Source organism: Mycolicibacterium sp. XJ870 (assembly GCF_053483975.1).
Map to the genome: position 1 here is coordinate 132,236 of NZ_JBEFTI010000005.1, position 24,461 is coordinate 156,696.

The window sequence follows — 24,461 nt, forward strand, 5'->3', positions numbered from 1 at the left end:
TGTTGCATGGCCATGAAGCTGCGTCCGAGCCGTCCCGACGGCCAATTCCTCGCGCCCTTGGCCGCTGCGGTCCAGGCCGTCCCCGCCGCCGGTTCCACGTTGTCCGAGGTGCGGGTGACGGGAGTGACGCTGCGCGGTCAGGACGCCCAGCCTGCAGACTTGTTCGCCGCGCTGCCGGGAGCGGCAGCGCACGGCGCCCGCTACGCGAGCGATGCGGTGGCCCGGGGCGCGGTGGCGGTACTCACCGATCCCGACGGAGCCGCACAGCTGGCAGGCACCCTCGATGTCCCGGTGCTGGTCCATCCCGAGCCACGATCCGTGCTCGGCGAACTGACGGCCACCGTCTACGGCCATCCCGCCGAGCAGCTGCGGGTCATCGGCGTCACCGGGACCTCCGGCAAGACCACCACCACCTACTTGGCGGAGGCGGGGCTGCGCGCCGCGGGCCGGGTGGCCGGACTGATCGGCACCGTCGGCGTCCGCATCGACGGACGCGACCTGCCCAGCGCACTGACCACTCCCGAAGCCCCGGATCTGCAGGCGCTGCTGGCCGTCATGGTCGAGAGCGGCGTTGACACCGTGGTGATGGAGGTGTCCAGCCACGCGCTGACGTTGGGCCGGGTCGACGGGATCAGGTTCGCCGCCGGCGGGTTCACGAACCTGTCGCGCGACCACCTCGATTTCCATCCGACGATGGCGGACTACTTCGAGGCCAAGGCCCGTCTGTTCGACCCGCAGTCACCGAACCGTGCCGCTCTTTCGGTGATCTGCGTCGACGACGCGGCCGGTGTCGCGATGGCTGGACGAGCGCAGGACCCGGTCACCGTCAGCTCCGCGGGCGGGGACGCCGATTGGGCCGTGCAACAGATCACCACCGCGGGGCCGGGCGCTCAGGAGTTCACCGTGGCCGACCCTGCCGGCGTGCACCACGAGTTGGGGATCGGACTGCCGGGCCGTTACAACGTCGCCAACGCCGCCCTGGCAGTCGCGCTGCTGGACGCGGTCGGCGTATCGCCAGAACAGGCGGCCCCCGGTTTGCGCTCGGCCACGGTGCCGGGCCGGCTGCAGTCCGTCGACCGGGGACAGGAGTTCCTCGCGTTGGTCGATTACGCGCACAAGCCCGGGGCGCTGCAGGCCGTGCTGGAGACGCTCCGGGGGAACCACCCCCACCGGGTCGCAGTGGTTTTCGGGGCCGGCGGTAACCGGGACGCGGGCAAGCGCGCACCCATGGGCAGGGTGGCCGCGGAGCTCGCCGATCTCGTCGTCGTCACCGATGACAATCCCCGCGACGAGGATCCGGGAGCGATCCGGGCGGCGATCATGGCCGGGACGGCCGACGCCGCGCGCGGTGCCCGGGTGGTCGAGGTGGCAGACCGTCGGGCGGCCATCGACTACGCCGTTTCCTGGGCCGGGCCGGGAGACGTCGTGCTGATCGCAGGCAAGGGACATGAGTCCGGGCAGAGCAGTGCTGGGCGGACGCGGCCGTTCGACGATCGCGACGAATTGGCTGCGGCGCTGGAGGCATTGGAGTCACTGAAATCAGGGGAGTCGGGCACGTGATCGAGATGACCGTAGCCAGGATCGCCGAGATCGTCGGCGGTGAGTTGGCCGACATCACCCCGGAACAGGCGGCGCAGACACGGGTCACCGGCACGGTCGAATTCGATTCCCGCGCGGTCGGTGCAGGCGGATTGTTCCTGGCACTGCCCGGCGCCCGCTCGGACGGCCATGACTTCGCCGCTGCCGCAGTGGCCGCCGGCGCGGTCGCGGTGCTGGCGGCCCGCCCGGTCGGCGTACCCGCGATCGTCGTCAAAAAGCCCGCGATCGGCGCAACAGACGCCGCTTCCGGTGCCCTGGAGTACGACACCGACGGTTCCGGGGCCGCGGTGCTGGCGGCGCTAGGCCGGTTGGCCGCCGCGGTGGCCGCGCAACTGGTGGCCGATGGGCTGACGATCATCGGGGTCACCGGATCGTCGGGCAAGACCTCGACCAAGGATCTGCTGGCGGCCGTGCTGAACCCGCTGGGCGAGGTGATCGCGCCGCCCGGCTCGTTCAACAACGAGCTCGGCCATCCGTGGACCGTGTTGCGTGCCACCGCCGAGACAGACTTCCTGATTCTCGAGATGTCGGCCCGTCATCCCGGCAACATCGCCGCACTGGCCGCGATCGCCCCGCCGTCGATCGCGGTTGTGCTCAACGTCGGCACCGCCCACCTCGGCGAGTTCGGTTCCCGCGAGGTCATCGCGAAGGCGAAAGCCGAACTGCCACAAGCTGTTTCGGCGTCCGGCGTGGTGATACTCAATGCCGACGACACCGCCGTCGCGGCGATGGCCGGCCAGACCGCCGCGCGGGTGGTACGCGTGTCGCGCGCGCCCGGTGCCGATCTGTGGGCGGGCCCGGTCAGCCTCGACGCGGTGGCCAGGCCGCGATTCACCCTGCACACCGCCGACGAGCAGGTCGACATCGCGTTGGCCGTCCACGGCGACCATCAGGTGTCCAACGCGTTGTGTGCTGCCGCGGTCGCCCTCGAATGCGGGGCAACCCTGCAACAGGTCGCCGCGGCGCTCTCGACCGCCGGGCCGGTGTCGCGGCACCGGATGCAGGTGAGCACCCGCGACGACGGTGTGACGGTGATCAACGACGCCTACAACGCCAATCCCGACTCCATGCGGGCGGGGCTCAAGGCGCTGGCGTGGATGGCCAGTGAACAGGCCGTCGACCGTGCCGAAAAGCGGCGAAGTTGGGCTGTGCTCGGTGAGATGGCCGAGCTCGGCGACGACGCGATAACCGAGCACGATGCCATCGGCCGGTTGGCGGTGCGCTTAGATGTGTCTCGATTACTCGTCGTGGGATCCGGGAGGGCCATGAACGCCATGCACCACGGCGCGGTGATGGAGGGATCGTGGGGGTCCGAATCCACCATGGTCGCCGACGCCGACGCCGCGCTGGTTTTGCTGCGGGAAGAACTGCAGCCGGGAGATGTGGTGCTGGTGAAAGCTTCCAACGCGGTGGGCCTCGGGGCACTGGCCGAGGCGCTCATCGCTGATCGGAACACCGGCCGATGAAGCTGATTCTCATCGCCGTCGGCATCGCGCTGGCGGTATCGATCCTGCTCACACCTGCGCTGATCAAGCTGTTCACCAGGCAGGGCCTTGGCCACGAGATCCGCGAGGACGGCCCGCCGAGTCATGCCAAGAAGCGGGGCACGCCGTCGATGGGCGGCGTGGCCATCGTGGCCGGCATCTGGGCCGCCTACCTGGGTACCCACCTGGTCGGTGTGGCGCTTGGCGGCGAGGGCCCGTCGGCGTCGGGTCTGCTGGTGCTCGGGCTGGCCACCGCGCTGGGTGCGGTCGGCTTCATCGACGACCTGATCGGGTTGCGACGCGCCCGCAACCTCGGTCTGAACAAGACCGCCAAGACCGTCGGCCAACTGGTCGCCGCGGTGCTCTTCGGTGTGCTTGCACTGCAGTTCCGCAACGGCGACGGGCTGACCCCGGGCAGCGCGGAGCTGTCCTACGTCCGCGAGATCGCCACAGTCACCCTGGCGCCCGCGGTGTTCGTGCTGTTCTGCGTGGTGATCGTCAGCGCCTGGTCCAACGCGGTGAACTTCACCGACGGGCTCGACGGGCTGGCCGCGGGGGCGATGGCCATGGTGTGCGCGGCGTATGTGCTCATCACGTTCTGGCAGTACCGCAACGCCTGCGCGACGGCGCCGGGGCTGGGCTGCTACAACGTGCGTGACCCACTGGATCTGGCGATCATCGCCGCGGCGACGGCGGGCGCCTGTGTCGGGTTCCTGTGGTGGAACGCTGCGCCGGCGAAGATCTTCATGGGTGACACGGGCTCACTGGCATTGGGCGGCATCATCGCCGGCCTGTCGGTGACCAGCCGGACCGAGATCCTGGCGGTCGTGCTCGGCGCGCTCTTCGTGGCCGAGGTGACCTCGGTGGTGGTGCAGATCCTGGCGTTCCGCACCACGGGTCGCCGGGTGTTCCGGATGGCGCCTTTCCATCACCATTTCGAACTGGTCGGCTGGGCCGAGACCACGGTCATCATCCGGTTCTGGCTGCTGACCGCCATCGCCTGCGGTCTCGGGGTGGCCCTGTTCTACAGCGAGTGGCTCACCGCCGTCGGTGCCTGAGGTGCCCGCACGTGATCTGGCTCCGCTGACGCCGGGTGCGCCGGTGTTGGTGACCGGTGCCGGCGTCACCGGACGGGCCGTGCTGGCCGCCCTGGCGCCACTGGGTGTGCTCGCCACGATCACCGACGACAGCCCGTCGACGCTGACGGCACTCGCTGCGCAGGGCGCCGCGGTGATCGACTCCGCCAATGCCGTCGAGCGGATCTCCGAATTCGATCTGGTGGTGACCAGTCCGGGTTTTGCGCCCACCGCGCCGGTGCTGGCCGCTGCCGCGGCGGCGGGGGTGCCGATCTGGGGTGACGTGGAACTGGCCTGGCGGCTGGATGCGGCGGGCCGGTTCGGACCACCGCGGCGCTGGCTGGTGGTCACCGGGACGAACGGCAAGACCACGACGACCGCGATGCTGCACGACATGCTGGTGGCCGATGGCCGGCGAAGCATGTTGTGCGGCAACATCGGTGACCCGGTGCTGGCTGTGCTCGATCAGCCCGCCGAGTTGCTGGCAGTCGAGCTGTCGAGTTTCCAGCTGCACTGGGCGCCGTCGTTGAAGCCGGCGGCCGGTGTGGTGCTCAACGTTGCCGAGGATCACTTGGACTGGCACGGGTCGATGGCTGCCTATGCCCGCGACAAGGCCAGGGTGCTCGACGGCGAGGTCGCCGTCGTGGGGCTGGACGACCCGGTGGCGGCTGGTCTTCTTCCGGCCGCCACCGCCCCGCTGCGGGTCGGTTTCCGGCTCGGCGAGCCGGCTGCGGGCGAACTCGGGATGCGGGCGGGCAAGCTCGTCGACCGCGCATTCGGTGACGACGTCGAGTTGGCTGACGCGGTGACGATTTCGGTGGCGGGCCCGGTCGGCGTGCTCGACGCGCTGGCCGCCGCAGCCCTTGCCCGGGCAGTCGGCGTGCGACCGGAGGCCATCGCATCGGCGCTCGCCTCGTTCCAGGTGGGCAGGCATCGGGCCGAGGTGGTCGGGCAGACGGGTGGGGTGCGCTACGTCGACGACTCGAAGGCCACCAACCCGCACGCCGCCCAGGCGTCCATCAGTGCCTACGACCGGGTGGTGTGGATCGCAGGTGGCTTGCTGAAGGGCGCTTCGGTCGATGACCTGGTCCGCGAGGTGGCGAATCGGCTCGCCGGTGTCGTCCTGATCGGGCGCGATCGGCAGACGGTTGCCGATGCGTTATCGCGACACGCCCCGGATGTACCCGTCGTCGAGGTTGTGACGGGGGAGGATTCTGTGGTGCTTGAGACTAGTGTGACTCGTGTGGTTCAAGTGGCGGATCGACCGGTCTCCGACGCGGTCATGTCGGCGGCCGTCGACGCCGCCCGTGGACTCGCCGTCCCGGGTGACACCGTGTTGCTGGCACCCGCAGGCGCGTCCTTCGATCAGTTCAGCAGCTACGGCCACCGCGGTGATGCGTTCGCCGCGGCCGTGCGTGCTGTAACCGGGTAGCCGCCGTGGGCAGCTTTCTCACCCGGTTGCGTCGCCGTGACGGGGACACCCCGGGCGACGGCACGACCGACGGCGGAACCGGGCGCATATCGGAGGCCGCCCCGGCGGTGAAGGAGCCACGCACCCGATTCGGCGCCTGGCTGAGCCGGCCGATGACCTCGTTCCACCTGATCATCGCCGTCACCGCACTACTCACCTCACTCGGCTTGATCATGGTGCTGTCGGCGTCCGGGGTGTACTCCTATGACGCCGACGGTTCCCCGTGGGCGGTGTTCGGCCGCCAGGTGCTGTGGACGGCGATCGGGCTCGTGGCGTTCTACGTGGCGCTGCGGATGCCGGTCAAGACCCTGCGCCGGCTTGCCTTCCCCGGCTTCGCCCTCACGATCGTGCTGCTCGTGCTGGTGCTCATCCCCGGTATCGGCAAGGTGGCCAACGGATCCCGCGGGTGGTTCGTCGTTTCGGGTTTCTCGATGCAGCCCTCGGAACTCGCCAAGATCGCCTTCGCGATCTGGGGCGCGCACCTGCTGGCTGCGCGGCGCCTCGAGCGGGCGTCGCTGCGAGAGATGCTGATCCCGTTGGTGCCTGCCGCGGGGATGGCCCTCGCCCTCATCGTCGCCCAGCCCGACCTCGGCCAGACGGTGTCGCTGGGCATCATCCTGCTCGGCCTTCTCTGGTACGCCGGGCTGCCGCTGCGGGTGTTCGTGTCCTCGATGCTCGCGATCATGGTGTCCGCGGCGGTGCTGGCGGTCTCCGAGGGCTACCGGTCTGACCGCGTGCAGTCCTGGCTCAATCCCGGCGCCGACTCCCAGGGGTCGGGCTACCAGGCGCGGCAGGCCCGGTTCGCGCTGGCCAACGGCGGTGTTTTCGGCGACGGCCTCGGCCAGGGCACGGCAAAGTGGAACTACCTGCCGAACGCACACAACGACTTCATCTTCGCGATCATCGGCGAGGAACTCGGACTCGTCGGAGCCCTCGGCCTGCTGGCACTGTTCGGCCTGTTCGCCTTCACCGGGATGCGCATCGCGCGCCGCTCGGCCGATCCGTTCCTGCGTCTGCTCACCGCCACCACGACGCTGTGGGTGGTCGGACAGATGTTCATCAACGTCGGCTACGTGGTGGGCCTGCTCCCGGTGACGGGCCTGCAGTTGCCGCTCATCTCGGCGGGTGGATCTTCGCAGGCGACAACGCTTTTGATGATGGGCTTGATCACCAACGCGGCGCGGCACGAGCCGGAAGCGGTCGCGGCGTTGCGGGCCGGGCGCGACGACCGGGTGAACCGGCTGCTGCGGCTGCCGCCGCCGGAACCGTACGTGCCGACCCGACTGGAGGCCGTCCGCGACCGGTTACGCGCCCGAAAGACCGCGGGGGCGGCCCGCACCCCGGGCAAGCCGCCACGCAAGTCCGACAGAAAGCCGACGCCGTCGGGCCGCCGTAAAACCCATGCGGCTGATGGTCCGGTTCGCCGGTCAAGGCATCATGGAGGCGGCGAGTCCGGCGCCAGGCAACCCCGGGCGCCTCAACGCCAACAGGGCCGTCGGGCCCGCGCACTGGAAGGTCAGCGTTACGGGTGAGTGAGAGTTCGGTCCCTCGGGGGCAGGAGCGCAGCGACCGCGGATCGGGCCGGGCGATCTCCGTCGTACTCGCCGGTGGCGGGACCGCGGGACACATCGAGCCGGCGATGGCGGTGGCCGATGCGCTGCGCGCGCTCGATCCGGACGTACGCATCACCGCGCTCGGTACGCAGCGCGGGCTGGAGACGCGGCTGGTGCCTGAGCGCGGCTATGACCTACAGCTGATCACGCCGGTGCCGCTGCCGCGCAAGCCGTCGGGCGATCTGGTCAGGTTGCCGATGCGGGTGCGCACCGCGATCCGGCAGACCCGGGCGGTGCTGTCCGAGGTCGAGGCCGATGTGGTGGTGGGTTTCGGCGGATACGTCGCGTTGCCCGCTTACCTGGCCGCCCGCGGCGGGCTCACCCGTCGGCGTGCGGTTCCGGTGGTGATCCACGAAGCCAACGCCAGCGCCGGCCTGGCCAACCGGGTGGGCGCCCGCTCGGCGCGCCGGGTGCTCTCGGCGGTGCCCGATCCGGGGCTGCGCAATGTCGAAGTCGTCGGGGTGCCGGTGCGGGCGGCGATCACCTCGCTGGACCGTAAGGCGTTGCGCGCCGAGGCGCGGGCGTTCTTCGGTTTCCCCGAGGACGCCAAGGTGCTGCTCGTGTTCGGCGGTTCGCAAGGGGCGCAATCGCTCAACCGCGCCGTCTCGGCTGCAGCCGAACCGCTTGCCGCTGCAGGCATTTCGGTGCTGCACGCGCACGGCCCGAAGAACACGCTGGACTTGCCGCCCGGTTTGCCGGATACCGCCCCGTATGTCGCGGTGCCCTATCTGGACCGCATGGATCTCGCTTATGCGGCAGCGGATCTGGCGATGTGCCGGTCCGGTGCGATGACGGTCGCCGAGGTGACCGCGGTCGGCCTGCCCGCGGTCTACGTCCCGCTGCCGATCGGCAACGGCGAGCAACGGCTCAACGCCGGCCCGGTGGTGACCGCAGGCGGCGGCATTCTGGTCGACGATGCCGATCTCAGTGGGGATTTCGTCGCCGATACAGTGGCCGGCCTGCTCACCGACGATGCCCGGCTGTCGGCGATGACGGCCGCCGCGTCGCTGTCGGGGCATCCCGATGCCGCGCAGCGGGTGGCCCAGGTCGCCCTGGATGTGGCGCGCGCCGGACGAGAGAAGTTGCAGTGATAGGCAATTCACTTCCGCCGGAGCTGCAGCGGGTACACATGGTCGGGATCGGTGGAGCGGGGATGTCGGGCGTGGCCCGGATTCTGCTGGACCGCGGCGGTCTGGTGTCCGGGTCCGATGCCAAAGAATCGCGGGGCGTCGTGGCATTGCAGGCCAGGGGCGCCGAAATCCGCATCGGGCACGACGCATCCGCACTGGATCTGTTGCCCGGCGGTCCGACCGCAGTGGTCACCACCCATGCCGCGATTCCGAAGACCAATCCCGAACTCGTCGAGGCCCGCCGCCGCGGTATCCCGATCATCATGCGGCCGGTGGTGCTCGCCAAGCTGATGGCCGGTTACACGACATTGATGGTCACCGGCACCCACGGTAAGACGACGACCACGTCGATGCTCATCGTCACGTTGCAACACAGCGGTTTTGACCCTTCGTTCGCCGTCGGTGGTGAGCTGGGGGAGGCCGGCACCAATGCCCATCACGGCAGTGGGCGGTGTTTCGTGGCAGAGGCCGACGAAAGCGACGGCTCGCTGCTGGAGTACACCCCGGATGTGGCGGTGGTGACCAACATCGAGGCCGACCACTTGGATTTCTTCGGCAGTGAGCAGGCCTACACCGCGGTGTTCGACTCCTTCGTCGAGCGGATCGCGCCGGGTGGGGCGCTGGTGGTGTGTACCGATGACCCGGGTGCGGCCGCGCTGGCCGAGCGCACCGAGGCACTGGGTATCCGGGTGCTGCGTTATGGCAGTACAGGCGAGAATCTGGCGGGTGCGCTGCTGAGCTGGGACCAACAGGGCACCGGAGGGGTGGCGCACATCCAGCTCGCAGGTGAGCCGCACCCGCGGGCCGTCCGACTCGCGGTGCCTGGGCGGCACATGGCGCTCAATGCGCTCGCGTCCCTGCTGGCCGCGGTGCAGGTAGGTGCGCCCGCGGAGGTGGTGCTCGACGGGCTGGCCGGATTCGAAGGCGTACGTAGGCGTTTCGAGCTGGTCGGCGTGACAACGGGGGTCCGGGTCTTCGATGACTACGCGCACCATCCCACCGAGGTGCGGGCAACGCTGGAGGCTGCCCGGATCGTCGCCAACCAGACCGGTGGCCGCTCGATCGTGGTATTCCAGCCACATTTGTATTCGCGCACAGCGACATTCGCGCGGGAGTTCGGTGCCGCACTGAGCATTGCCGACGAGGTCTTCGTGCTCGACGTCTACGGTGCGCGCGAACAGCCCATGGCCGGGGTGAGCGGTGCGACGGTCGCCGAGTACGTCACCGCTCCGGTGACGTACGTGCCGGATTTCTCGGCGGTGGCCGCGGTGGTCGCGGCCTCGGCCAACGCGGGTGACGTCGTGCTCACCATGGGGGCAGGCGACGTGACCATGCTGGGCACCGAGATTCTCACCGAGTTGCAGATCAAGGCAAACCGCAGTGCCCCGGGACGGTCGGGGACGGGTTCGTCGTGACCGCCGAGTCCGGTCCGGCAGAGCCCGCCGAACCGCAGGCCGAATCGACCACGCCGCTCGCCGCGGCCGACGACTACGAGGGTCCGCGGCGGCGGGCCCGGCGCGAGCGCGAAGAACGGCGGGCCGCTCGCGACCGTGCGGTGGCGATCGAACAGGCCCGGCGCGAGGCCAAGCGTAGGGCCGATTCCGCGGATCCACCGAAAGCCCCTGCGCGCGCAGCTATCCGGGGTGTCAAGGTGCTGCTGTGGTCGGCACTGGCGAGCGTGCTGGCGGTGACGTTGGGCCTGCTGTTGTACTTCACCCCGATCATGTCTGCGCGCAGCGTGGTGGTCACCGGGCTGGCCGCGGTCCCGCAAGAGGAGGTGCTGGCCGCCGCCGCAGTTCCGTCCGGTACACCGTTGTTGCAGATCAGCACCGACGCGGTGGCCGAGCGGGTGGCGACCATCCGGCGCGTCGCCAGTGCCAGGGTGCAGCGGGAATACCCGTCGACATTGCGGATCACCGTGGTCGAGCGGGTGCCCGTGGTCGTCAAGGACTACCCGGACGGGCCCCACCTGTTCGACCGCGATGGCGTCGATTTCGCCACCGGTCCTGCGCCGCTGTCGTTGCCATATCTCGATGCCGACAATCCGGGCCCGAGCGATCCGGCGACCATGGCAGCACTCGAGGTGATGTCGGCACTGCCGCCCGATGTCGTCGGGCAGGTCGGCCGGATCGCGGCGCCCTCGGTCGCGTCGATCACCTTGACGCTCACCGACGGTCGGATCGTGGTGTGGGGAACCACCGACCGCACGAAGGAGAAGGCGCTGAAACTCGCCGCGTTGTTGACCCGGCCCGGCCGGACCTATGACGTGTCGAGTCCGGACCTGCCCACGGTCAAGTAGATGTGAAAAATTGCCGCGCGACGCGTCGGCGCGCCTGCCGTGATGGGCCGCGTTGGCCCCCTACCGTTCTGTTTGCGCGGAACAACTTGACATAACTCTAAGCCTATGGTTGAGGTTGAGAGTTTGCAGGAGCAGAGTTCGGCGCCCATTGACACCCGACCTGGGAGGAAGACGATTCATGACCCCCCCGCATAACTACCTAGCGGTAATCAAGGTGGTTGGTATCGGCGGCGGCGGCGTCAACGCCGTCAACCGGATGATCGAACAGGGCCTGAAGGGCGTCGAGTTCATCGCGATCAACACCGACGCTCAGGCGCTGTTGATGAGCGATGCCGACGTCAAGCTCGACGTGGGCCGCGATTCCACCCGAGGTCTCGGCGCAGGCGCTGACCCTGAGGTCGGTCGTAAAGCGGCCGAGGACGCCAAGGACGACATCGAAGAGCTCCTGCGCGGCGCCGACATGGTGTTCGTCACCGCCGGTGAGGGCGGTGGCACGGGCACAGGCGGGGCTCCCGTCGTGGCGACCATCGCCCGCAAGCTCGGTGCGCTCACCGTCGGTGTGGTGACGCGACCGTTCTCCTTCGAAGGAAAACGCCGGAGCAATCAGGCCGAGGCAGGCATCACCTCGCTGCGCGAGAGCTGCGACACCCTGATCGTCATCCCCAACGACCGGCTGTTGCAGATGGGCGACGCCGCCGTATCGCTCATGGACGCCTTCCGCAGTGCCGACGAGGTGCTGCTCAACGGTGTGCAGGGCATCACCGATCTCATCACCACGCCCGGCCTTATCAACGTCGACTTCGCCGACGTCAAGGGCGTGATGAGCGGCGCGGGCACGGCACTGATGGGCATCGGATCTGCGCGAGGAGACGGCCGGGCACTGAAGGCCGCCGAGATCGCGATCAACTCGCCGCTGCTGGAAGCTTCGATGGAGGGCGCACAAGGAGTGTTGCTGTCCGTCGCGGGTGGCAGTGACCTCGGCCTCTTCGAGATCAACGAGGCAGCGTCGTTGGTGCAGGACGCGGCCCATCCCGAGGCCAACATCATCTTCGGCACGGTCATCGACGACTCGTTGGGTGACGAGGTGCGGGTGACGGTCATCGCGGCGGGCTTCGAGATGGCGATGCCGAGCCGAAAGCCGGTGGTCGCGGCCGGCCAGGCTGAGACGCAGCCGATCGCCTCCGGTCGGGCCGGCAAGGTGACCACGTCGCTGTTCGAGCCCAACGACGCGGCCAGCGTCCCACCGCGGACCAACGGCGCCACGGTCAGCGTCGGCGGCGACGGGGACGGGGGCATCGCCGATGACGACGTCGATGTGCCGCCGTTCATGCGGCACTGATTCGGGTGCCGGCTTCGGCCCCGGATACTGAAATCGTGAATGTTCGTGTGCGTCGCGTGACCACCACTCGTGCCGGCGGCGTCTCGGCGCCGCCGTTCGATTCGTTCAACCTCGGTGATCACGTCGGTGACGACCCCGCGGCGGTGGCGGCCAATCGCACGCGGTTGGCCGCTGCGATCAGTGCCGACGCGGTCGTGTGGATGAATCAGGTTCACAGCGACCGCGTGGTGAACGTCGACGCCCCACAGGACACCGCTGTCGATAATGCCGACGCATTGGTGACCACGACCCCTGGTTTGGCTTTGGCGGTGGTAACCGCCGATTGTGTTCCGGTATTAATGGCCGACGCCCGCGCCGGTGTGGTCGCCGCCGCCCACGCAGGCAGGGTCGGTGCGCAGAAAGGCATTGTGGTCCGCACCGTGGAGGCGATGCTCGCCGCCGGCGCGCACGTCGAGGACATCTCGGTGTTGCTCGGTCCGGCGGTCAGTGGGCGCAATTACGAGGTGCCCGCGGCGATGGCCGCCGAGGTGGAGGCCACCCTGCCCGGTAGTCGCACCTCGACCTCGCGGGGGACTCCCGGCCTGGACCTGCGGGCCGGAATCGCTCGGCAACTAAGGGATTTGGGCATCAAGGCGATCGACGTCGATCGCCGCTGCACTGTCGAGGATCCCAACCTGTTCAGTCATCGTCGTAATGCCCCGACCGGGCGTCTCGCCTGTCTGGTCTGGATGGAATCGAGCTTGAGATGAGTCCCGCGCAGCGTCGACGCGATCCGGGCCGGACGGCAGAACTGACTGCCGCGCTCGGTGCGACGCGGGCGCGACTGGCGCGTGCCGCCGAAGCGGCCGGACGAAATGTCAGTGAAATCGAATTACTTCCGATTACGAAGTTCTTTCCGGCCACCGACATCATTATTCTCAACCAATTAGGTTGCCTCGCATTTGGTGAATCCCGCGAACAGGAAGCGGCGAACAAAGTCGCCGAAGTACGCGCCGAATTGCCTGACGCACCAATTCGCTGGCACATGGTCGGCCGCATCCAGCGCAACAAGGCGCGTGCGGTGGCGGGCTGGGCCTACGCGGCCCACTCGGTCGACAACGGCCGACTCATCACCGCATTGGACCGGGCGGCCACCGAAGCGCTGGGCGCCGGTACCCGGGCCGAACCGCTGCGCATCTATCTACAGATAAGTCTCGACGGCGACACCGAGCGCGGTGGCGTGGACGTGAACAGACCGGACCTCGTCGACGAACTGTGCGCGACCGCCGAGGCTGCCGCCGGGCTGCAGTTCGTCGGGCTGATGGCAATCCCGCCGTTGGACGTCGATCCCGACGAGGCCTTCGCGCGGCTGGCAGCCGAGCGGACCCGCGTTCAACGTGACTACCAGCAACGACTGGAACTCTCGGCCGGGATGTCCACCGATCTGGAAGTCGCGGTCAAACACGGTTCCACCTGTGTGCGTGTCGGAACCGCGCTATTGGGGCAACGGCCGCTAACGTCACCCGCAGTAGTCACTCCAGTCACATCTTCATCACAGACACCAAAATTCCCAAAGTCCGCAGAAGGGTCGCCGCGATGAGCACACTGCACAAGGTCAAGGCCTACTTCGGTATGGCGCCGTTGGATGACTACGACGACGAGTACTACGAGGACGACGACCGCGGCGCTGCCCGCGGCGGGTATGCCCGGCCGGCCTCACGCGGTCCCCGCGAGGAGCGCTTCGAGGAAGACGGCTACGGCTACGAGGGCCGGGAGTACGAAGAAGGGCCTGCCTACCGCGGCGGTTACCCCGGCGGTTTCGCCGAGGAGCCCAGGTTCGAGCCGAGGATGCGCGGTCCGCGTGAATTCGACCGGGCCGCACCGCGGCTCGGTGGCCTGCGGGGATCCACCCGGGGAGCGCTCGCAATGGATCCGCGCCGCATGGCCGAGCTGTTCGAGGCGGGGAGCCCGATGTCGAAGATCACCACGCTGCGTCCCAAGGATTACAGCGAGGCCCGCACCATCGGCGAGCGGTTCCGGGACGGCACCCCGGTGATCATGGACCTGGTGTCGATGGACAACGCCGACGCCAAGCGACTCGTCGACTTCGCGGCCGGCCTGGCGTTCGCGTTGCGCGGCTCGTTCGACAAAGTGGCCACCAAGGTCTTCCTGCTGTCTCCGGCCGATGTCGACGTCAGCGCCGAGGAGCGTCGGCGCATCGCCGAAGCCGGCTTTTACTCCTATCAGTAGTCCCGCGCCCAGGCTCCCACCCGCAATTGCCGCCACGGCCGGGTAGGCTGGCGGCGTCGCATCACAGCGACCTGTATCGAATGTCACACACCTTTCTGTAGTGAGGTCGGCTCAGTTGTCGCTGTTCTTTCAGATCTTGGGTTTCGCGCTGTTCATCTTCTGGCTGCTGCTCATCGCGCGGGTGGTCGTCGAGTTCATTCGGTCGTTCAGTAGGGACTGGCATCCCAAGGGGCTGACGGTCGTCGTCCTGGAACTCATCATGACTGTCACCGATCCGCCGGTAAGGCTGCTGCGGCGAATTATTCCGCAGCTCACGATAGGCGCGGTCCGGTTCGATCTGTCGATCATGGTGCTACTGCTGGTGGCCTTCATCGGCATGCAGTTGGCCTTCGGCGCGGCAGTCTGAGAGCTCTCGGGAGATGCCGTCGACCCATGGCCGAGAGCGTTTGCCGGATGGTCCACAATTGCGTAAGAAGATTGAAATTCGTTCTTAAAAATTGGCCTCCACTGCAACCGCCGGGTCTGGTGTGACAGGATGGACGCCAGTTGCGTTCAAGCAAGGCTCTACACTTTGAGATCGATTGACGGTCCAAGACTTCAAGGGGGCAGACAATGCCGCTCACACCAGCGGACGTCCACAACGTCGCGTTCAGCAAGCCACCGATTGGCAAGCGTGGCTACAACGAAGACGAGGTCGACGCCTTTCTCGATCTGGTTGAGAATGAGCTGACCCGGCTCATCGAGGAGAACGCCGATCTTCGGCAGCGCGTCGCCGAGCTCGACCAGGAGGTGTCCTCTGCTCGCTCGGGCGGCGGCTCTCAGTCGACTCAGTCGATCCCGCTGTACGAGCCCGAGCCCGAGCCGGCTCCGGCGCCGCAGCCGGTCTACGAAGCCCCGCCGCCACCGGCTCCTGCTCCCAGCGAGGACACCGCCGTGCGGGCTGCACGCGTGCTGAGCCTGGCTCAGGACACTGCCGATCGGCTCACCGGCACGGCCAAGGCCGAATCGGACAAGCTGCTTTCCGATGCCCGCGCCCAGGCCGACGCGATGGTCAGCGACGCCCGCAAGACCGCCGAGACCACCGTCTCCGAAGCGCGTCAGCGCGCCGACGCGATGTTGGCCGATGCCCAGACCCGTTCCGAGACGCAGCTGCGGCAGGCGCAGGAGAAGGCCGACGCCTTGCAGGCCGACGCCGAGCGCAAGCATTCGGAGATCATGGGCACCATCAACCAGCAGCGCACGGTGCTGGAAGGCCGGCTGGAGCAGTTGCGCACGTTCGAACGTGAGTACCGCACCAGGCTCAAGACCTATCTGGAGTCTCAGCTCGAGGAGCTCGGCCAGCGCGGCTCGGCTGCGCCGGTTGACTCCAGCGCCAACAACGACGCGAGCGGGTTCGGCCAGTTCAATCGCGGAAACAACTGACCGGCCGTATCTCACTCGGTCGTCGGCTGACCTGAACCGGTCCGGCTGTCGGACCACCAGACCTGGGGTTGAATGATGCTGATCATTGCGCTTGTGCTTGCCGTCATCGGCCTGGCTGCGCTCGTGACCGCTGTGGTCACCAGTAATGAGTTGATCGCCTGGGTCTGCATCGGCGCCAGCGTGCTGGGCGTCCTGCTGCTCATCGTCGACGCGCTCCGCGAGCGCCGCGGGCGCAGTGCGTCCAGCGAGAGCGACGAAGAGGGCGAAGCCGCGATAGAGGACGAAGAACCCGCCGAGCCTGGTCTTGACGAGCCGGTGGACTATCCCGAGGAGTCCGGCGCGGAACCCGAGGAACGCAAGAACTAGCCGGCGGTCGGGGTGGCCAGCAGGTCACGCACCTCGTCATCAGTGACCTGGTGGAAGTCGGCGAACGCCTGACCCACCGCCTCGAAGTTCGTCGGCGTGCTCGAGCAGATCACTTCATCGGCTTCATCGGCCAACTCCCGGCACACGGTCTCCGGTCCGACCGGCACCGCCACCACTACGCGCCGCGGCGGGCCGCGCATCGAGCGTTGCGCGGAGCGAACGGCCCGCACGGCGGCGAGCATGCTGGCTCCGGTGGCGATCCCGTCGTCGACGAGGATGACGGTCCGGCCGGCGATATCCGGAGCGGGACGGTCGCCGCGGTAGGCCCGCTCACGCCGCTCCAATTCGGTCGTCTCGCGTTTGATCGCATCGTTCACGGCGTCCTCGCTGATGCCGAGGCGTTGCACCATGTCTTCGTTGAGCACGATGCCGCCGCCCGAGGCCAGCGCACCCATGGCCAGTTCCTGCCACTGCGGCACGCCCAGTTTTCGGACCAGGAAGACATCCAACGGCGCTTCCAGGAAAGACGCCACTTCCCACGCGATCGGAACGCCGCCACGGGCCAGGCCGAGGACCAGCAGATCGGATTGGCCGCGGTACGACACCAGGCGCTGCGCCAGGACCCGGCCCGCCTCGCGGCGATCCTGGAATGTGCGTTCTGCGTCCCGTCGGACGCTCCATGCGCTCATCTGTTTGACATGCGGCCTGCGAACACCACCCGACCGCTCCAGCCTACGTCGCGGGCTCGGATCGGACCACCTTGGCGAGGAACCCGCGGACCAGCGCACGCACGCGCACCGCTGCATCGTCGACGAGTTTGTTTGTCTGCAAACGTAATTCGTCGTGAGTGCGACCGACACCCGCCACTTCGCCGTCACGGTCACCGGCCAGCCACGCTTCCAGTATCTGTGCATCGAGTTCGGGGTGGAACTGCAGTGCCAGCGACCGTCCCAGCACGAAAGCCTGCGACGCTTGTCCGGTCCTGGCGATCTCGGTGGCGCCCGGGGGCAACGTCCACCGGTCGAAATGCCACTGGAACCACGGACCGCCCGGCACCAGCTGCGCGTCGTCGGTGGCCACGTCATACCAACCGATCTCTGGGGAATCGGACCTGCTGACCGATCCGCCGAACGCCTGCGCCAGCAGCTGCCCGCCGAAGCACACACCGAGCACACCCACCCCGGCCTGCGCGGCGTCGCGCACCATCGCCATCTCGGTGCCCACCCAGGTTTGACGCAGCGCGTCGTCGTACACCGGCCAACGCGCGCCCAGCGGAACGATCACGTCGTAGCCGGCGGGGTCTGGGAACGTCACGTCGGCCGCCGGGGAGTCCACCCGTTCGGCTGGGACCACCTCGAATGTGTCTATGTCGAAACCACATTCGCTGAACGCCTCGCCCAACAGTGCCTCGGTCGCCAGGTGGTCGTTGCGGATGAACAGTACCTTCGATGTCACGCCGGCATTATGTCAGGACTGCCCACCGCGCCAGCCGCTCAGCACGTCCTCAACCCGTTCCCAGATGCGGTCGCGGGCGGTTTCCCGGTCGATGCCGGACATCAGCAGCTCGTCGTAATCGGTGTCGTTGTGGCGCACCGATGCTGCGACCGCGAGTCGTACGGCATCAGGCTCGAGCGCCTTCCCGGCCGCGCTTCGTCCCACCCGCCCGCTGCTCCGGGTGGCCGCATGACGCGCGATCGCCTCGGCTCGGTCGGCGGGACAGCCCGGAAACTGTTGTCGGATCGCCGCGGCGAACTCGGCTTGAAATCGCACGTCCTGCTCAGCGCGGCGGACTCTGTCGCGTTCCTGACGGCGGGCGCGAACGTCAGCGTCGGAAAGGCACTCCTGTTCGGCACGCTCGATCGCTTCCTGTTCGGCGAGAATGCCCTGCCGTTCGTACCGCTTGCGGGCACGGCTCCACCGCACCACCACCGCCGAAAGGCGGCTGGCCTTCTTCGACCGCCGGGTCAGTGCGGCGTCACCGGACGGCACGAAGTCGAGATGCCCCAGGTCGGCACAGTCCAGGCACCGCGGACCCGCATCCTCCATGACCAGCATGGTGCCGGTGCCACCGCATGACGTGCACGTCCAGTCCTTGACCGCCATGATGACGACGAGATCTTTTGGTGTGCTTGGTTTCTCGACTTCTCGTTCGGAGAAATCCGGTGCTACCCAGCGCATGCGGTACGCGCGTTCGACGGTAGTGTCGCCATTGATGCTGAACCGCAGCGAGCCATAGTCCGGCTCGGACAGTGCGAGCCCGCGCTCCCGCGCCCAGCGCTCGAGCCTTGCCATCGCGTCGGTGACCTTGCCTGGATCGACCTGGACGACGCGCTCCAGCGCATCCATTCGCCTGTGCCGCCACAGGTCGACGTTCGGCGGCGCCAGCCAGCCCAGGCCGACAAGCACGTCAATCGCACTGACATACTGCTGTCGTTCGAGCGCCGCGTCCGCGGCGCGCCTGACTCTGTTCTCCAAACCCTTGCGTGCCATAGCGCAGTCGAGGATATCGCGGGCTTGCCATCGAATTCGCGGCCTAAGTCGCCCGGTATCGCCGCTCCGGCCGGCCGACGCCGTATTGCAGCCGCAGTTCCAGGGCCCCGGTGCTCAGGTAGTGCTCGAGATAGCGCCGGGCGCTGACGCGCGAAATCCCCACGAGCTCAGCGCATTGGGCTGCCGACACCTCACCCGCGCCGCGGACCGCCTCCATCACCAACCGGCCCGTTTCGGCGCCAAGCCCCTTCGGCAGCGTTGCATTCGCGCTCGAGGTCGCGCCGAACAGTGCGTCGATCATCGACTGGTCGGCGCCGCCGTCAGCGGCCAGGGCATCGGCCCGGGCCGCGAAGGCGGCCAACTTTGCCTGCAGTTGATCGAACTCGAACGGTTTGATCAGGTAATCGGCGGCTCCGCCGTCCAATGCACCGCGTACGGTGTCAAGCTCGCGGGCGGCGGTGATCATGATGACGCCGGCGCGGTTGCCGTCGGATCGCAGTCGTTGCAACACCTCAAGACCGGTCATGTCGGGCAGGTAGACGTCGAGCAGGATCAGGTCGGGTTGCAGTTCGGCCGCCGCGGCCAGGGCCTGGGCCCCGTTGCGCGCAACCCCAGCTGCGCGGAACCCGTCGACGCGTTCGACGAATCGGCGATGGATCTCGGCGACCATGAAGTCGTCGTCGACCACCAGCACGTCACGCATGGACGGCTCGCTCGGTCACCGCGGGCAACTGGACCACGAAAGACGCTCCGCCATCGGGACCGTCGGTGACCTCGACAGTGCCCCCGTGCTGGGCCGTTACCAGGCGCACCAGGGCCAGCCCGATGCCGCGCCCGCCCGGCACCTCCGGTTTGGACGTCACGCCGCGGGCGAAAATGGACTCCCGAAGATGCTCGGGCACACCGGGTCCCGAATCCGACACCGCCAGCAGCAGCCCGGCTCTATCGGCGATCCGCACGCTCACCTGCGCGCGCTCGGCGCCCACCGACACATCGACGGCGTTGTCGATCAGATTGCCCAGCAGCGTGATCACGTCAGTCGCAAGCGCCGGTGCGAGCGCGGCCAGGTGGCTGTCCTCGGTCAGCACCAGCTCGACCCCGCTTTCGGCGGCCAGTGAGGTCTTGGCGATCAGCAGAGCGGCCACAGCCGGGTCGGAAATGTGTTGTGTGACAGCCTCGTTGATCGCGGCACGGCGCCGGGTCAGGGTTCCGACCAGGTCCCTGACCGCATCGAACTCGCCCAGCTGGACAAGTCCGGAGATGGTGTGCAGCTGATTGGCGAACTCGTGGGTCTGGGCGCGCAGTGTGTCGGTGACACTGCGGTGCGACGACAATTGCGCCTGCAGCGCAGCAAGTTCGGTGCTGTCGCGCATGGTGGTCACCGTACCGATGCGCTGTCCCTGGCTGCTGGCCGCGCGCCGGTTGAGCGCCAGCACCCGGGTCCGGGTCGCGATGATCACGTCGTTTTCGTCGGCCCGACCTTCTTCGCCCGACAACAGAAACTCCACCACCGCGGGCTCCAGGCCGACGTCGTCGACTCGTCTGCCCACCGCCGCCGCGTTCACGCCCAGTAGCTCGGCCGCGCTGTCGTTGAGCAGGGTGATGGCCCCGTCCGTGTTGACCGCGACGACGCCCTCGCGGATGCTGTGCAACAACGCTTCCCGGTGGTCGGCCAGGCTCGCGATCTCTGCGATGTTCAATCCGCGGGTATGCCGGTTGATCCGCCGGGACAACAGCCATGACGCGAGCAACCCCAACGCGGCACCGAGTCCGAGGTAGATCAGCAGGCGCTCACCCGCGCCGCCCAGCAGTTCCCACACCGATGGATAGCGTTCACTGACCGAGACGATCGCCAGCACATTTCCGTCGGCTGAAAGGACCGGTACCTGCCCGACGAGGCGGTGCCTGCCGTCGACATCGCTGTCACCGAACCAGGCCCGGCCCTCGTCGGCCCGGCTGGGCCCCAGATCGACCCGTTGACCGACCCGGTCGGGAACTGACGATGCCCGCACCGTGCCCTCCGGATCGGTGATCTCAGCCCGCTCCGCCCCCGACAGCGCCACCGCCCGTTCGACCTCCGGAGCCAGTAGCTGCCAGGCGAACGGGTCGCCGTAGCGGTCCCGCACGATCGGCGTTGACGCCACGTTCTCGGCGACGGCGATCATCCGCTGCCCCCGGACCTCGCGGAACTCGCGGGTCGACTGGGTCACCGACACTGCGGCCACGGCGATCAGCACCACCGCGACCACCAGCAGCTGGAACACCAGGAACCGGCCGGCCAGGCTGCGACTACGCAGCAGACGCGCAACCACCGACGGTGAACTCAACGACCAATACTTCCTTTGCGTCCGAATCGGTGACCTGAATCACTTGACGGGTCCAGTATTGCTGAGCATCACAAATGAGTGATTGGGGAGTGCTGTGAGGTTCAGACGATTGTGCGCCGGGGTGCTGGTCGCACTGATCGCGACGATGCTGGTGACGGCGTGCGGGGTCACTCGAGGTGACGAGTCCCGTGGGTTGCACCGGCTGCGCATGATGGTGCCCAACAGCCCCGGTGGCGGCTATGACCTCACCGCGCGTACCGCGGTGAAGATCATGGAGGACACCGACATCACGGGGCGCATCGAGGTGTTCAACGTCATCGGCGCGGGTGGGACCGTAGCGATGGCCCGCCTGATGAACGAAGAAGGCAACGACGACCTGATGATGATGATGGGGCTCGGTGTGGTCGGCTCCACCTTCACCAACGGCTCCGATGCGCGGGCGTCCAAGGCCACCGCGCTGGCCAAGATGGTCGAGGAACAGGAAGGCATCCTGGTTCCGGGGGATTCGCCGTTCAAGACCATTCAGGACCTGGTGGCCGCCTGGAAGGCCGATCCCGCGGCCGTGACCATCGGCGGTGGATCGTCGCCCGGCGGGCCCGATCACCTGTTCCCGATGGAGACCGCCCGCGCTGTCGGTGTGGATCCGCGACAGGTCAACTACATCACCTACGACGGCGGCGGCGACCTGCTGACGGCGTTGCTGGGCAAGAAGATCGCGGCGGGCACCACGGGGCTGGGCGAGTTCGTCGACCAGATCGAGGCCGGTCAGGTCCGAGTGCTGGCAGTGTCCGGCAAGGAGCGGGTGGAGGGCGTCGACGCGCCCACGCTGACCGAGTCCGGCATCGACCTCACCTTCACCAACTGGCGCGGAATCCTTGCGCCGCCGGCCATTTCCGGTGAGGCCAAGGAGGCCATGGTGAAGGCGCTGGAAGACCTGCACGGCACGGAGCAATGGAAGGAGGCGCTCGTGACGAACGGCTGGAGCGACGCGTTCACGACCGGCCCGGAGTTCGAGCAGTTCCTCAGAGAGCAGGACGAGCGGGTGGAGACCACTCTGACCGAATTGGGGCTGTTGTGAGCGAGCCTGTTGTGAACGGTGTTGAACCGCAACGCAAGGCCGTCGACCGGGCGCAGTATCTGGTCTGCGCGGTGCTCGTCGTGGTCGGTGCCTTCCTGATCTACGACGCGCTTACCCTGACGGCCGAGTTTGCCGAGGTCGATCCCATCGGACCTCGGTTCTTCCCCATACTCATCGGCGCCGTACTCATCGTGCTGGCGGTCATCCTGGCCGTTGCCATACCTCGGGGGTCGGTGGGCGAAGCCGATGCCGGTGAGGATGTCGACCCGAACGCTCCAAGCGACTGGCGCACGGTCGGGCTGTTGGTGGGCGTATTCGTGGCGACCATCGTGCTGGTGAAGCCGCTCGGCTGGACGATCACCAGCGCCTTGCTGTTCGCCGGTGCCGCAACGATTCTCGGCAATCGTCACTACATTCGTAACATCGCCATCGGGGTGGTGCTGGGTCTGGTGAGTTTCTACGCGTTCTATTCCGGGCTCGGAATCCCGCTGCCCGCAGGCATTCTGGACGGGATTCTGTAGATGGACAACTTCAACTGGCTCTTGCAGGGCTTCGCTGAAGCCGCCACCCCGATGAACCTGCTCTACGCGGTGATCGGGGTGCTCCTGGGCACCGCGGTGGGCGTGCTGCCCGGTATCGGCCCGGCCATGACGGTGGCTCTGCTGCTGCCGGTCACCTACAACGTCAGCCCGAGCGCGGCGTTCATCATGTTCGCCGGCATCTTCTACGGCGGCATGTACGGGGGGTCAACGACGTCGATCCTGCTGAACACACCCGGCGAGTCGTCGTCGGTGATCACCGCACTCGAAGGCAACAAGATGGCCAAGGCAGGCCGGGCCGCCCAAGCGCTGGCGACCGCGGCCATCGGCTCCTTCGTCGCCGGGGCGATCGGCACGGCCCTGCTGGCGTTGTTCGCACCGCCGATCTCCCGGTTCGCGGTCACGCTCGGCGCCCCGTCCTATCTCGCGATCATGCTGTTCGCCCTGGTCGCGGTGACGGCGGTGCTCGGTTCCTCGAAACTGCGGGGCGCGATCTCACTGTTCCTCGGCTTGGCCGTCGGGATCGTCGGCATCGACTTCCTCACCGGCCAGCCCCGCGCCACGTTCGGTATCCCGCTGCTGAGCGACGGTATCGACATCGTGGTGGTCGCGGTGGCCATCTTTGCGCTCGGCGAGGCACTGTGGGTGGCGGCGCATCTGCGCCGACGCCCGGCGGACGTGATCCCGGTCGGCCGACCGTGGATGAGCCGCAAGGACTGGAGCCGCTCGTGGAAACCGTGGCTGCGCGGCACCGCCTACGGATTCCCGTTCGGGGCACTGCCGGCAGGCGGTGCGGAGTTGCCCACCTTCCTGTCCTACATCACCGAGAAGAAGCTGACGAAACACCCGGAGGAGTTCGGCAAAGGTGCGATCGAGGGCGTCGCAGGCCCGGAGGCCGCCAACAACGCCTCGGCTGCGGGCACGTTGGTGCCGATGCTGTCGCTGGGCCTGCCGACGAATGCCACCGCGGCGGTCATGCTCGCCGCGTTTGTCGGTTACGGAATCCAGCCTGGCCCAACTCTTTTCGAGAAGGAGCCGCTGCTGATCTGGACGCTGATCGCGAGCCTGTTCATCGGCAATCTGCTACTGCTGGTGATCAACCTGCCGTTGGCGCCGCTGTGGGCGAAGCTGCTGCGCACGCCTCGGGCCTACCTGTACGCGGGCATCCTGTTCTTCGCCACCCTCGGGGCTCTTGCGGTCAACGTGCAACCGTTCGATCTGGCGCTGCTGCTGGTGCTCGGCCTGCTCGGGCTGATGATGCGCCGGTTCGGGCTGCCGGTGCTGCCGTTGATCATCGGCGTGATTCTGGGCCCGCGCGTCGAACGTCAGCTGCGCCAAAGCCTTCAGCTCGGCGGCGGCGAGTGGAGCAGCCTGTTCACCGAGCCGGTCGCGATCGTCACGTACGTGCTGATGGTGATACTCCTGTTGATGCCGTTGGTGCTCAGGTTGACGCATCGCAGCGAAGAGACGCTGTTGATCGTCGAAGATGATGTGGACCAGAAAGCGAAGGCCCAGAAATCATGATCATTGTCGGCTACAGCGCGGACCAGTTCGGTAGAGCGGCACTCGAACATGCGATCGCTGAAGCGAAACTGCGCAACACGAGCCTGCTGCTGATCAACTCGACGTCGGGGGAGGCCTACGTCGACGCCCGGTTCGCCCAATCCGGCGAGGTGCACGATGTCGAGGAGCACCTGCGCGACAGCGGTGTGCCGTTCGAACTCCGGCAGCCGGTCGGCGTCGACGCGGCCGAAGAACTGCTCAACGCAATGGATGCCCCCGAGGCCGAGCTCTTGGTGATCGGTATCCGGCACCGCAGCCCGGTGGGCAAGCTGCTGCTCGGCAGCGTTTCACAGCGCCTGCTGCTGGAATGCCTGAAGCCGGTGCTGGCGGTCAAGCCGAAGGGATACTGACCTGGGCAAACAATCCTCACCGCGGGCAATGCCGCGTTGTGAGGTTCAGTTTTCCTCGCGATAACGTCCTGGGAAAAGCCCCGGAA

Annotated in this window: 23 protein-coding genes and 1 pseudogene; 19 read left to right on the forward strand and 5 right to left on the reverse strand. The window is 67.7% G+C overall.

The genetic code is table 11. From position 1 onward, the window contains the following. The first annotated feature begins 6 nt into the window (after positions 1–6). From ABQF30_RS19730 to ABQF30_RS19800, 15 genes and pseudogenes are all read left to right on the forward strand, one after another. On the forward strand, positions 7–1,560 hold the full coding sequence (locus tag ABQF30_RS19730; RefSeq protein ID WP_448466852.1) for a UDP-N-acetylmuramoyl-L-alanyl-D-glutamate--2,6-diaminopimelate ligase: 1,554 nt from the start codon (positions 7–9) through the stop codon (positions 1,558–1,560). Further along, a complete protein-coding gene (locus ABQF30_RS19735; RefSeq protein ID WP_448466854.1) occupies positions 1,557–3,065 on the forward strand; it encodes a UDP-N-acetylmuramoyl-tripeptide--D-alanyl-D-alanine ligase in 1,509 nt (502 codons plus the stop codon). Before ABQF30_RS19730 ends, ABQF30_RS19735 begins: the two co-directional genes overlap by 4 nt. Continuing rightward, complete coding sequence (gene mraY, locus ABQF30_RS19740) at positions 3,062–4,141, forward strand: phospho-N-acetylmuramoyl-pentapeptide-transferase (protein ID WP_448466856.1); 1,080 nt, start codon at positions 3,062–3,064, stop codon at positions 4,139–4,141. Before ABQF30_RS19735 ends, mraY begins: the two co-directional genes overlap by 4 nt. 1 nt (position 4,142) lies before the next feature. Then, positions 4,143–5,591, forward strand: coding sequence for a UDP-N-acetylmuramoyl-L-alanine--D-glutamate ligase (murD, locus tag ABQF30_RS19745; RefSeq protein WP_448466858.1), 1,449 nt, complete (start codon positions 4,143–4,145; stop codon positions 5,589–5,591). Between the two features lie 5 nt (positions 5,592–5,596). Continuing rightward, a complete protein-coding gene (gene ftsW / locus ABQF30_RS19750) occupies positions 5,597–7,162 on the forward strand; it encodes a putative lipid II flippase FtsW (RefSeq protein WP_448466859.1) in 1,566 nt (521 codons plus the stop codon). Continuing rightward, on the forward strand, positions 7,159–8,334 hold the full coding sequence (murG, locus tag ABQF30_RS19755; protein WP_448466861.1) for an undecaprenyldiphospho-muramoylpentapeptide beta-N-acetylglucosaminyltransferase: 1,176 nt from the start codon (positions 7,159–7,161) through the stop codon (positions 8,332–8,334). The genes ftsW and murG overlap by 4 nt, the downstream gene beginning before the upstream one ends. Further along, positions 8,331–9,788: a UDP-N-acetylmuramate--L-alanine ligase gene (murC, locus tag ABQF30_RS19760; protein WP_448466863.1), complete on the forward strand. Its 1,458-nt coding sequence runs from the start codon at positions 8,331–8,333 to the stop codon at positions 9,786–9,788. The genes murG and murC overlap by 4 nt, the downstream gene beginning before the upstream one ends. Next, the gene (locus ABQF30_RS19765) at positions 9,785–10,672 is read left to right on the forward strand and encodes a cell division protein FtsQ/DivIB (protein ID WP_448466865.1); all 888 of its coding nucleotides are present in this window, start codon (positions 9,785–9,787) and stop codon (positions 10,670–10,672) included. The genes murC and ABQF30_RS19765 overlap by 4 nt, the downstream gene beginning before the upstream one ends. A gap of 178 nt (positions 10,673–10,850) precedes the next feature. Beyond that, positions 10,851–12,011 (forward strand): cell division protein FtsZ, encoded by a 1,161-nt coding sequence (ftsZ, locus tag ABQF30_RS19770; RefSeq protein ID WP_448466866.1) that lies wholly within the window; start codon positions 10,851–10,853, stop codon positions 12,009–12,011. Positions 12,012–12,046: 35 nt separating this feature from the next. Beyond that, positions 12,047–12,760 (forward strand): peptidoglycan editing factor PgeF, encoded by a 714-nt coding sequence (gene pgeF, locus ABQF30_RS19775; RefSeq protein ID WP_448466868.1) that lies wholly within the window; start codon positions 12,047–12,049, stop codon positions 12,758–12,760. After that, positions 12,757–13,590, forward strand: a complete 834-nt coding sequence (locus ABQF30_RS19780) for a YggS family pyridoxal phosphate-dependent enzyme (RefSeq protein WP_448466870.1) — start codon at positions 12,757–12,759, stop codon at positions 13,588–13,590. Before pgeF ends, ABQF30_RS19780 begins: the two co-directional genes overlap by 4 nt. Next, positions 13,587–14,240, forward strand: coding sequence for a cell division protein SepF (locus ABQF30_RS19785; protein WP_448466872.1), 654 nt, complete (start codon positions 13,587–13,589; stop codon positions 14,238–14,240). The genes ABQF30_RS19780 and ABQF30_RS19785 overlap by 4 nt, the downstream gene beginning before the upstream one ends. Positions 14,241–14,355: 115 nt before the next feature. Next, the gene (locus ABQF30_RS19790) at positions 14,356–14,646 is read left to right on the forward strand and encodes a YggT family protein (RefSeq protein WP_448467254.1); all 291 of its coding nucleotides are present in this window, start codon (positions 14,356–14,358) and stop codon (positions 14,644–14,646) included. Between the two features lie 206 nt (positions 14,647–14,852). Further along, positions 14,853–15,662 carry a DivIVA-like cell division protein Wag31 gene (gene wag31, locus ABQF30_RS19795; protein WP_448466874.1) on the forward strand — a complete coding sequence of 270 codons (810 nt, stop codon included), beginning with the start codon at positions 14,853–14,855 and terminating at the stop codon, positions 15,660–15,662. 75 nt (positions 15,663–15,737) lie between these two features. Continuing rightward, a pseudogene (locus ABQF30_RS19800) lies at positions 15,738–16,010 on the forward strand (hypothetical protein); the annotation flags it as partial. 14 nt (positions 16,011–16,024) lie between these two features. Here ABQF30_RS19800 and ABQF30_RS19805 read toward each other — a convergent pair. The 5 genes from ABQF30_RS19805 to ABQF30_RS19825 are packed head-to-tail and all read right to left on the reverse strand — an operon-like array spanning position 16,025 to position 20,845. Then, positions 16,025–16,717 (reverse strand): phosphoribosyltransferase, encoded by a 693-nt coding sequence (locus ABQF30_RS19805; RefSeq protein ID WP_448466876.1) that lies wholly within the window; start codon positions 16,715–16,717, stop codon positions 16,025–16,027. 43 nt (positions 16,718–16,760) lie between these two features. Next, complete coding sequence (locus ABQF30_RS19810) at positions 16,761–17,483, reverse strand: type 1 glutamine amidotransferase (protein WP_448466878.1); 723 nt, start codon at positions 17,481–17,483, stop codon at positions 16,761–16,763. Positions 17,484–17,495: 12 nt separating this feature from the next. Then, entirely contained in the window at positions 17,496–18,518 is a 1,023-nt protein-coding gene (locus ABQF30_RS19815) for a DUF2293 domain-containing protein (protein ID WP_448466880.1), read from the reverse strand. Positions 18,519–18,561: 43 nt separating this feature from the next. Then, entirely contained in the window at positions 18,562–19,221 is a 660-nt protein-coding gene (locus tag ABQF30_RS19820; protein WP_448466882.1) for a response regulator, read from the reverse strand. Continuing rightward, the gene (locus tag ABQF30_RS19825) at positions 19,214–20,845 is read right to left on the reverse strand and encodes a sensor histidine kinase (protein WP_448466884.1); all 1,632 of its coding nucleotides are present in this window, start codon (positions 20,843–20,845) and stop codon (positions 19,214–19,216) included. Before ABQF30_RS19825 ends, ABQF30_RS19820 begins: the two co-directional genes overlap by 8 nt. 145 nt (positions 20,846–20,990) lie before the next feature. On the opposite strand from ABQF30_RS19825, the gene ABQF30_RS19830 reads away from it, so the two are divergent. From ABQF30_RS19830 to ABQF30_RS19845, 4 genes are read left to right on the forward strand one after another with little or no spacing between them, the layout of a single operon-like run. Beyond that, complete coding sequence (locus ABQF30_RS19830) at positions 20,991–21,923, forward strand: Bug family tripartite tricarboxylate transporter substrate binding protein (protein ID WP_448467256.1); 933 nt, start codon at positions 20,991–20,993, stop codon at positions 21,921–21,923. A gap of 11 nt (positions 21,924–21,934) precedes the next feature. After that, a complete protein-coding gene (locus ABQF30_RS19835; protein ID WP_448466886.1) occupies positions 21,935–22,444 on the forward strand; it encodes a tripartite tricarboxylate transporter TctB family protein in 510 nt (169 codons plus the stop codon). Then, a complete protein-coding gene (locus ABQF30_RS19840) occupies positions 22,445–23,986 on the forward strand; it encodes a tripartite tricarboxylate transporter permease (protein WP_448466888.1) in 1,542 nt (513 codons plus the stop codon). Then, positions 23,983–24,375, forward strand: coding sequence for a universal stress protein (locus ABQF30_RS19845; protein WP_448466890.1), 393 nt, complete (start codon positions 23,983–23,985; stop codon positions 24,373–24,375). The genes ABQF30_RS19840 and ABQF30_RS19845 overlap by 4 nt, the downstream gene beginning before the upstream one ends. The last annotated feature ends 86 nt before the right edge of the window (positions 24,376–24,461 follow it).